The organism is Dactylosporangium sp. NPDC049525, from assembly GCF_040676755.1.
Taxonomy (GTDB): domain Bacteria; phylum Actinomycetota; class Actinomycetes; order Mycobacteriales; family Micromonosporaceae; genus Dactylosporangium.
Genome location: NZ_JBFAPO010000096.1, coordinates 20480 through 30325, shown reverse-complemented (window position 1 = coordinate 30325; position 9846 = coordinate 20480). Strand labels below are relative to the sequence as shown.

The 9846-nt window shown below is 73.1% G+C and carries 8 protein-coding genes; 4 read left to right on the top strand and 4 right to left on the bottom strand.

All coding sequences use genetic code 11. The annotated features are described in order from the left end of the window. On the bottom strand, window positions 1-2045 hold a 2045-nt coding region (locus AB0K00_RS54825), incomplete at its 3' end, for a hypothetical protein (RefSeq protein ID WP_363539134.1). An 88-nt stretch (window positions 2046-2133) separates the two neighbouring features. Here AB0K00_RS54825 and AB0K00_RS54820 point away from each other — a divergent pair. Next, entirely contained in the window at window positions 2134-2496 is a 363-nt protein-coding gene (locus AB0K00_RS54820; RefSeq protein WP_363539132.1) for a VOC family protein, read from the top strand. A gap of 4 nt (window positions 2497-2500) precedes the next feature. Then, entirely contained in the window at window positions 2501-3358 is an 858-nt protein-coding gene (gene sigJ, locus AB0K00_RS54815) for an RNA polymerase sigma factor SigJ (protein ID WP_363539130.1), read from the top strand. Here the strand turns inward: sigJ and AB0K00_RS54810 are convergent. Together AB0K00_RS54810 and AB0K00_RS54805 are read right to left on the bottom strand one after the other, a co-directional pair. Further along, complete coding sequence (locus AB0K00_RS54810) at window positions 3347-4486, bottom strand: FAD-dependent oxidoreductase (RefSeq protein ID WP_363539128.1); 1140 nt, start codon at window positions 4484-4486, stop codon at window positions 3347-3349. The two genes, sigJ and AB0K00_RS54810, sit on opposite strands and share 12 nt — an antisense overlap. Window positions 4487-4595: 109 nt before the next feature. Further along, window positions 4596-6515, bottom strand: coding sequence for a translation factor GTPase family protein (locus AB0K00_RS54805; RefSeq protein WP_363539126.1), 1920 nt, complete (start codon window positions 6513-6515; stop codon window positions 4596-4598). Window positions 6516-6743: 228 nt separating this feature from the next. On the opposite strand from AB0K00_RS54805, the gene AB0K00_RS54800 reads away from it, so the two are divergent. Next, window positions 6744-7562 carry a MerR family transcriptional regulator gene (locus tag AB0K00_RS54800; RefSeq protein ID WP_363539124.1) on the top strand — a complete coding sequence of 273 codons (819 nt, stop codon included), beginning with the start codon at window positions 6744-6746 and terminating at the stop codon, window positions 7560-7562. A gap of 8 nt (window positions 7563-7570) precedes the next feature. Here AB0K00_RS54800 and AB0K00_RS54795 read toward each other — a convergent pair whose 3' ends face one another. Beyond that, window positions 7571-8476, bottom strand: a complete 906-nt coding sequence (locus tag AB0K00_RS54795; protein WP_363539122.1) for a dienelactone hydrolase family protein — start codon at window positions 8474-8476, stop codon at window positions 7571-7573. A 95-nt stretch (window positions 8477-8571) separates the two neighbouring features. Between AB0K00_RS54795 and AB0K00_RS54790 the strand changes: the two genes are divergently transcribed. Next, entirely contained in the window at window positions 8572-9708 is a 1137-nt protein-coding gene (locus tag AB0K00_RS54790) for a hypothetical protein (RefSeq protein ID WP_363539120.1), read from the top strand. The last annotated feature ends 138 nt before the right edge of the window (window positions 9709-9846 follow it).

The window sequence follows — 9846 nt, the reverse complement described above, 5'->3', positions numbered from 1 at the left end:
GTGGCTGCAAGGGGCGGCAGCGGCGCGCCGGCGGCAGCGAGGGCCGGCGCCGGCACGTCGGCGGCAGCGAGGGGCGGCAGCGGCACGTCGGCGGCAGCGAGGGACGGCAGCGGCACGTCGGCGGCAGCGAGGGACGGCAGCGGCACGTCGGCAGCAGCAAGGGGCGGCAGCGAGGCAGCAGCGAGCGGCGGCAGCGGCGGCGAGGTGACATACGCGGGGAGCTTCGACGCGACGCCCGGATCCTGGTCGAGCAGCGCCGTCAGCGCCTCGGCCCGGGCACCGGCCTGCTCGAGCAGCAGCGGGCGCTGGCCCTGCGCGTCGAGATAGCGCAGGACCCGTGCGACCGCGCGGTCCTTCGGCGACGCCGACCACAGCGCGACGGCGCCGGCCGCGGCGTGTGCGGGGTGGCGCAGCAGCCAGGTGCGGGCGAGGCGGCGCAGCTTCTTGCCGGCGAACGCCTGCACGACCGGCGGGGTGAGGGCGACGTGCCCGACCGGCAGCGCGGCCTGCAGGGCGGGCTCCACGCTGCGCGGGTCGGCGAAGGCGGCGACCAGCGGCGCGACGTGGCTGGTGCCGTGCCGGACAAGCAGCAGCGGCAGCCGGAACCGGACCCAGTAGTGGTGCTGCTCGAAGCCGAGTGCCATCAGCCGCTCGTGCGTCCACAGTGGAGCGACGACGAGCATCGGCACGGTGGTCGGCAGCGCCCAGTGCTCGCGGTGCTCCAGCCACGCGGTCACCTGCGCGGTGTCGCACCGGTCGAGCGGCACGCCGTCCCAGTGCAGGTCGCCCGCGTGGGCGCTGAGCCGCTCGGCGGCCTCCCGCTCCTCGTCGCGCCAGCGCAGCACCGGCTCGACCGGCACGGCCGGCTCCAGCCAGGTCGGGTGTGCGGCGGGGGGTGGCACATAGTCGCAGGGCACGCCGTCGGGGACGGCGACTACGATCGACGGGTCGACGGCGGGCTCGAACGACGCCGGGTCGGTGAGGGGGCCGAGGGTCGCCCATCCGTGGCCGTGCTCGCGCTCGCGCTGCAGGGCCGCGCGGGCCGCGTCGTCGTCGATGTGGGCGAGCAGGCTGCACCACACGCCGTTGTGGTGCGCGTGGTCCTCGAACGGACTGGCCGGCTTCATCCCGGCGAGGACCGGGCCGGCGGCGGCACCGGCGGCCTCCAGCACGCTGGCAAGGTGGATGCGGCCGCCCGAGGTGCCGAAGAATTCCCACCGGACCCGCTTGTTGACGGCGAGGAACCGCGCCAGGGTCGCCAGGTCACCGGCGGCCAGCCCGGACGCGTGGACGTCGAGGTTGCCGAACGCACCGGCGAACCGCAGCGCGGCGTCGTGCGCGCGGCGCTCGTCGTCGCCGGCGGCGGGGCCGACCGGCAGCAGGAACGACGTGGCCCAGAACAGGTCGGCGCGGGTGCCGCCGGTGTGCCGCGCCGCCTGCCGGTCGCGGACCTCCAGCAGCGCGTCGCGGGCCTGCGCATAGGTCGGCTCGTCGGCGAGGACCAGCAGCTGCCGGAGCCGGCCGAAGACACCGACGCCGACATACGGCAGCTCGACGTGCACGCCGCCGAGGATCCGCCGGCACCCCTCGACCAGGCCGTGCGAGGCCACGAGGAAGTCGGCGAGCCAGTCGTGCGCGGGGCCGGACAGATACTCGAACCGGGCCCGGCACGCCTCGACCAGCGTCCGGTCCTCCTCGGCGGTGCCGATGCGGGCCGCGGGGTCCAGCAGCCGCAGCCCGACGGCCCGGCTTCCGGCATCCGGCGCGGTGACGAGCTCCCAGACCCGGGACCGGTGGCCACGGCCGCGGATCGCCTCGTCCTCGACCCACACCCCGTGGCGCAGCCCGGCCCACGCCTCGTCGATCGTGGCCAGGGGCCTGATGTCGGTGGCGATGCCGCCGCGGCGCGGGTGCAGGACCGACCGCAGCCACGGGCTGACCGCGATCCCGTCGCGCCACTCCAGCGGCGGGGACGGCGGCCGGGACGGCGGCGGGGTCCAGTCCCGTGGGGCGCAGGACGCCGGCGGCGCGGTCCATGTCATCACCGCGCCACCCTAACCACGCCCACCGACAAAAACCGCCGCCGTTCGCAGTGACCAGCGACAAAAGCGAAGCACGTGGTAGGAACGAAGGATGCTCTCGGATTCCAAGGCGTTCAGCGGGTTCTCGGCCGACGACATCCCCACGGCAAAACGGTTCTACGGCGACACCCTCGGCCTGAAGGTCGACGAGGAGCACGGGATGCTGCACCTGCGCCTCGCCGGGAACAAGGACGTGCTCATCTACCCGAAGCCCGACCATCAGGCGGCCACGTTCACGGTGCTCAACTTCCCGGTCAGTGACATCGAGGCCACCGTCGCCGCCCTCACCGAGCGCGGCGTGCGGTTCGAGCAGTACGAGAGCACCGACGAGCACGGCATCCACCGCGCCGGTGGGCCGCTGATCGCGTGGTTCAAGGACCCGGCGGGCAACATCCTGTCGGTGCTGCAACAGTAGTGGCGTGACCGCGGCTGAGATCTTCGACGCGCATCAGCGGAAGCTCAACGCCGTCGCCTACCGGGTGCTCGGCCGGGTCGGCGACGCCGAGGACGTCGTGCAGGACACGTGGCTGCGGTGGAGCACCGTCGACCCGGCAACCGTCGAGGATCCCGAGGCGTATCTGGTACGGGTGACCACCCGCCTCGCCATCGACCGCCTGCGCAGCGCACAGGCGCGCCGGGAGCACTACGTCGGGCCGTGGTTGCCGGAGCCGCTGCTCACCACCCCCGACGTCGCGGACCGGGTCGCCCTCGCCGACTCGGTGTCCACGGCGATGCTGCTGGTGCTCGAGTCGCTGTCGCCGCTGGAGCGGGCGGTGTTCGTGCTCCGCGAGGCGTTCGGCTATTCGCACGCGGAGATCGCCGGGTTCGTGGGGCGCAGCGAGGTCTCGGTCCGGCAGACCGCGGCGCGGGCCCGCGCCCACGTCGAGGAGCATCGCGTCCGGTATGACACGGACCTCGCCACCCGCACCGCGGTGACCGAACGGTTCCTGGCCGCGTGCGCCGGCGGTGACCTGCGCGAGCTGATCGCGGTGCTGGCGCCGGGCGTGGAGTTGGTCAGCGACGGCGGCGGCCTGGCACCCGCGCCGCGCAAGGTGATCGAGGGCCTGGACCTCGTCGCGCGGGCGCTGCTCACGTTCGCCGGCCGGCTGCCGGACGCGCCGAGCATCCGCCTCGAGCAGGTCAACGGCGGCCCGGCGATCGTGGTGTACTCCGCGGGTGTGCCGTCGACCGCAGTTGTCCTGCACCTGGTCGACGGCCTGGTCCACTCGATCCACCTGATGACGAACCCTGAGAAACTCAAAGGCCTAACCGCGTGACGCCAGAGCGGCGGCCGGCACGGTGAGGCGCTTCGACATCCGGTACGCCGGCAGCGGGCTGGACGTCACCAGCTCCTTGTAGATCACCGCCGCCCGCCCGGACAGGAACCACCGCCGCGGGGTGTCGTCGGCATGCGTGAACTGGATGACAGCGTCCTTGCGGCCGAGCGACACCGGCTGGTGGATGTAGCCGAACCGGAACGGCTTCGCCGCCTTGCCCGCCAGTACCCGGGCGATGTTGTCGGCGGCGTGCGCACCGCTGGGGATGCCGCTCTGGCAGGTGCCGTGGATCGTGCCCCACGGCTGCCGGATCGCGGCGGCGTCGCCGATCGCGACCACGTCGGGGTGCGACACCGACCGCAGCGTCGCGTCGACGACGATCCGGCCGCGCTCGTCGACGGTGAGTCCCGCGTCGGCGGCGAGCGGCGACGCGGTGAACCCGGTGGTCCACAGGGTCGCGTCGGCGGTGACGAGTTCCCCGCCGGCGAGCTCGACCGCGTCGGGGCGCACGGAGACGACGTCGACGCCGGTCCGCACCTCGATGCCGAGCCGGGTCAGGGCCCGGTCGAGGTGGGCGCGGGCCCGCGGCGACATCAGCGGGCCGGGCGCGTCGCGGCTGAGCAGCAGCACCCGGGCCGCCGGGTGCCGCTCGGCGACCTCGGTCGCGGCCTCCACCCCGGTCAGCCCACCGCCGACGACCGCGATCGTCGCGTCCGGGGTCGCGGCGAGCACGGAGGCCAGCCGTCCCGCCGATTCGACGGTGTTCAAGGTGTACGCGTGTGCCTCGACCCCCGGGACCGTTGCCGTGTCGGCGACGCTGCCGATGGCGTACACGAGGGTGTCGTAGCCGATCGTGCGGTCGGCGGTGCGCACCTCGCGGCGCTGGGTGTCGATCCGCTCGGCGCGGCCCTGCACGAACTCGACGCCGGTGCCGCGCAGCAGGTTCGGGATGCTCACGTCGGGCAGCGCCTGCCCGGTGGCGGTCTGGTGCATCCGCAGCCGCTCGGTGAAGCGGCCCGACGGGTTGACCAGGGTCACCTGGGTGGCGCGCCGCCGGGTGCGGCGGGCCACCCGGATGGCGGCGATCATGCCGGTGTACCCGGCTCCGAGGACGACGATCCGGTGCATGGCCGGCTCCTTCTCGTTGGGCGCCGCGTCCCGGCGCGCTACACCCCCAGGACGAGACGGCCCGCCGATCCGTGAGCCGGCCGGGCGGTGACGCCGCTCACTCGACCGGCTACAGCGCTACCCGGCGCTCGACCCACAGCAGGTACTCCTTGCGGTCCAGCGGGTTGTGGTCGGAGCGGGCCCTGACCGGTGGGGTGCCGCGGACCGGGCGGTGGTGGTCGAATGCGTACTCCAGGACGCCCTCGCCGTGGCTGATGCCCGGCAGCCGGCGTTCCAGGTCGCGGACGCGCGTCGCCGGGACGGTGCCGCTCAGGTCGTGCCAGCCGCCGTGGGGGTGCTGGGTCTCCGGCACGGCGCCGAGCTTCGACAGCAGGCGGAGCGCGGCGCCGGCGGTGTCCGCCGGGACCTCGAGGTGGAAGCGGTGGACCGGCTCGCACACCCGCGTGCCGGCCAGCTGCAGGGCGCGCATCAGGACCAGCGGGGTCAGCTTGCGGTAGTCGCCGGCGGTGCTGACGGGGGAGGAGTACCCGGACTGCGTCATCGTCACCAGGCAGTCGGAGACCTCCCAGCCGTGCAGCCCCTGGCGGAGCGTGGAACGCACGTAGTCGCGCATCGCGGCGTGGAACAACGACGCCGACGAGTAGACGTACATCGGCATCGCCTCGACCGGGACGTCCAGGCGGAACTCGACGCCGCTGCCCGGCGCGGCCGGCTCGACCCGTAGGCCGACCGTGGCGACGAACGGGTTGTCCGGCGCGCCCAGGACCTCCGCGGCCTCGCCGGTGCCGGCGACCCGTTCGACGTAGATGGTCGTCGACTCGCGGAAGTCGACCAGCACACCGTGCTCCGTGGCGAGGGTCGCCTCGATCACCTCCTTCTGGACCTCGCCGTACAGCGACACCGACAGCTCGTGGTCCTGGCGCAGGTCGATCAGCGGATCCTGCTCCGCGAGCTGGACGAGCGCCGCGTGCAGGCGGCCGCGGTCGCGGGGGTCGCGGGGCACGACGACGGTCTCCAGGGTCGGCGGCGCGAACAGCTGCGCCGCGCCGGGTCGCGGCTCGCCGATGCTGTCGCCGATCCGGACGCCCTTCAACCCCCACAGCTTCCCGATCTGCCCCGCGGCCACCTCGCCGGCGGGGACCGCGGTGCCGCCGTGGGGGACGCCGATCGCGGTGACCTTGCCCGCGGCGAGCCGGTCGCGGACCCGGAGCGTGCCGGAGAACATCCGCACGTAGGCGATCTTCTCCAGGGAGGGCCCGCGCTCGACCTTGAACACGCTGCCGGACACCGGGCCGTCCGGGTCGCCACCGGCGGCGGGCAACACAGTGGCCAGGCCGTCCACGAGCGCGTCGACGCCGGCGCCGGTGACCGCGGAGCCGAAGTACACCGGATGGACGAGCCCACCGGCGGTCTGTCGGGCGAGCGCGGCGGCCAGGGGTACACCGGGCGCATCGTGCACGAAAGCGGCCATGACGTCCTCGTCGTGCTCGGCGAGGGCCTCCGCGAGGCGGCCGGTGTCCGGCTCGAACCCGGCGGCGGGCGTGCCGAGCCCGGTCGGGCGGCCCATCGGGGCAAGCGCGGGGGTCAGCTTGGCCGCGAGGTCGGCGAGCAGGTCCTCGTGCCGGGCGCCGCGCCGGTCGATCTTGTTGACGAAGATCAGTGTCGGTACGCGCAACCGCCGCAACGTCCGCAGCAGCACCCTGGTCTGCGCCTGGACGCCCTCGACCGCGGACACGACGAGGACGGCGCCGTCGAGCACCCGCAGCGCCCGCTCCACCTCGGCGATGAAGTCCGGGTGCCCGGGCGTGTCGATCAGGTTGACGGTCACGCCGCGCACCGCGAACGACGCCACCGCCGACTTGATGGTGATGCCGCGCTGCCGCTCCAGGGCGAGGGAGTCGGTCTGTGTGCTGCCCTGATCGACGCTGCCGATCCGGTCGATGACGCCGGCGCGGAACAGCAGCCGCTCGGTCAGGCTGGTCTTACCGGCGTCGACATGGGCCACGATGCCAAGATTGAGCACGGTCATGCAGGGTCAGATCCTTCGCAGCGTCGATGACTACCTTCCGCGTGGACGTGATCCCTGCGCGCATGTCCCGCTCCCGTCTCGACGTTGCTGTCGTCCCATACTGCCTGCACCGGACCGTTCCGGCACGCGACTTTCCCCGGCCCGGGGCTTGACGCTTGACCTTGACCTTTGGGGAAGGCTGAACGTGGAACCCGTCGGGCCGACCGGCCCGACCCGGAAGGAGCACAGGTGGACGAGGACCTGGTGACCATCGGGGTGTTCGCACGACGGTCATGGCTGTCACCGAAGGCGCTGCGGCTGTACGAACGGCAGGGCCTCCTGCTGCCAGCGGCGGTCGACGAGCACAACGGCTACCGCTGGTACCGCGAGGAGCAGCTGGAGACGGCCAGGCTGATCGCCCGGCTGCGCCGCCTCGCCATGCCCCTGACCACCGTCGCCGCGATCGTCGCCGCCGGGGACGCCCAGACCCGGGCCGACCTCATCGGCGACTACTGGTCCACCCAGGAACACGCCACGGCCGTGCGCCGTGAGCTCGTCACCCACCTGCGCCGCCGGCTGCTGGACGACCCGGAGGGATTCACCATGTATGACGTGAAGGTCCGCGACGTGCCGGAACAAACCGTGCTGACCGAACAGCGGCACGTGAAGGTCCAGGACCTGCAGACCTGGAGCGACGAGGCGGTCGGCCGCCTGCTGAAGGCCGCTTCCGGCCACGGCGACGGCGTCGTCGGCCCCTGCTTCATCATCTACCACGGCGAGGTCAACGAGGACAGCGACGGCCCCGTCGAGATCTGCCTCCCGATCAACCCGACCGGCTCCGCCGACGCTGCGATCCGCGTCGAGCCCGCCCACCGCGAGGCGTACACCCGGATCATCAAGGCCCAGGTCGCCTACCCGCAGATCCTGTCCGCCTTCGACGCCGTCGCCCAATGGGTGTCCTCGCAGGGCCTCCCGGTGAGCCCGGCACCGCGCGAGGTGTACTTCGCCGACTTCGGCGCCGCCGCCCCGTCCGACGAGGTCTGCGACGTCGCCTTCCCTCTCGACTGACGAGGTCGTCAGCTGAGGTTGGTGGCGAACCAGTCGGTGAGGCGCTGGTACGCCTGGGTCGCGGCGGCTGCGTCGTAGCGGGCGCCGGTGTCGTTGAAGAACGCGTGGTTGGCGCCCGGGTACGTGACGATCTCGTGCTTCAGGCCGGCCTTCTCCAGCGCGGCCTTGGCGGCGTCGCGGCTGGCGTTGACGCGGGTGTCGAGCTCGGCGTAGATGGCGAGGACCGCGGCGTTCTTCGAGCCGGCCAGGTCGGCGTTGTCGGGCAGCGGGCCGTAGAACGGCACGGCCGCGCGCAGGCGTGGCTCGCCGGCGGCGAGGAGCTGCCAGACCATGCCGCCGCCGAAGCAGAAGCCCATGGCCGCGGGGGATTTCGCCGGTGCGCGGCGGAGCAGCTCGTCGATGCCGGCCTTCATGTCGGCGACGAAGCGGGCCGGTGGCACCGCGCCCAGGGCGGCGGTGGCCTGGGCCGGGTCGGTGAACTTGGCGGTGCCGCCCTCCTCCGACAGCAGGTCGATGGCGAGGGCGGAGTAGCCGCTGGCGGCGAGCCGGCCGGCGACGGAGCGGATGTGGTCGGTGAGGCCCCGGTTCTCGTGGATGACGAGGACCGTGCCGCGCGGGTCGGCGGCGGCCGCCCAGGCGCCCTGCAGCGTCCCCTGCGGGCCGGGGAACGTGATCGCCTGCGCCGGCAGCGGGGGAGGGCCGGCCGGCGCCGACCCCGCAGCAGACGCAGGCGCGGACGGGGTGGCGGGCGCGGGTGAGCCGGACGGTGACTCGCAGGCGGCGAGCATCGGGCCGGCCACCGCGACGCCGACCCCGAGCATGGACAGCCGCCGCAGCGCCTCCCGCCGGTTGATCAGGCCGTCGGAGTAGTCCACGACGACCTCTGAGGTCAGGTACTCATTGATGCTCGACATCAGTGTCGGCCTCCTCGGGCTCCTGACCTCCGACTCTATCGCCGGACCGGGCCGGCTGTGGCAGGCTGTTGCGGACCGTGTCGAAAGGGACGTGCATGACTGTCGCGGCCGGACTGCTCAACGGCAACGGGGCGTTGCTGTTCATCGCCGCGGCGATCGGCTTCGCGCTCGTGTGCGTGATCGCGTGGGACGACCGGACGCTCCTCTTCACGCCGCTTGGCCTGGTCCTGCTGCCGATCGTGATCGCCGCCTGGTTCGGTGGGGCGGCGGTCATCGGGCTGCCCGCCGACGTGCTGCTCGGGCACAGCCGCGCGGACGCGATCTGGCCCGGGCTGGTCGCGGCGCCGGTCGTTGCCCTGGTCCTCGGCCGCCGGTTCCGTACGGTCGGCGAGAACACGATCGGCCAGATCTTCATGCGCGCCGGCATCCTGCTCGTCGGGTGCGTCCTCGCGAAGTGTGTCGCGTTCGCGCTCGGCTTCCGGGTCTTCGACTTCTGGACCGGCGGTGCGGTCACCCTCGGCGCGCTGGTCGTCTGCATCGCCGTCTGGCAGTTCGTGGCCATCGAGGGCGTCGTGCACCTGTACGTGCGCGCCGGTGTGATCCTCGCCGCGGTCGGCGTGGTCGGCGCCTGGGCCGTCGTCAACCACGTCCCGGTCGTGGGGAACCCCCGCACCGCCTCCACCACGACCCTCGGGATCATGCTGCTGGCCGTGCCGCTGCTGGTCCTGGCGGGTGCAGTGCTGGCTGTTGCGGTGATCCGCCGGGCCCGGCCGGACCTGTCGCTGTTCAAGGCCCCCACCCGCACCCGCGACAAGGCGGTCCGCGTTCCGGCCGCGCACGAGGTGTGGAACGCGTTCGTGGTCTTCGACGACGACGAGGGCGAAGGCGAGGGAGAGGGAGAGAAAGAGGGCAAGGACCGCCCGGTGCTGGTGCTGAGCGCCGACGGCGAGGGTGCGGACGTACTGAAGATCACCAGCCAGGACAAGTCCCGTTTCGACGCCTATCTGCCGCTGCCCCTGGAACGCTGCCGGGGCGTGCTGAGCAAGGAGAGCTGGCTGGAGCTGCAGCCGGCCCGGGTGCCGCTGGAGGAGTTCCGCAGCTACCGCGGCCTGTGCCCGCCCTGGATCTGGGCTGAGCTGCGCACCCGCGGGCTAATCACCAAACCGGCAGCGGCCATGGTGAAGCAACGCAACGCACCCCGTTCGTTCATCGACCGGCTCCGTAACCCGTGACCGGCCGCGGGTAGACCCTCGTCGAAACCCGCCGTTCAGCTCTTGTCCGGCGACAGCGTGGCCTCCGAGCGCCTAGCGTCTTTAGGTCGGCCTCCGCACTGACGGGGCCGAATCACGATTACCTGGAGGTCCGGGTCA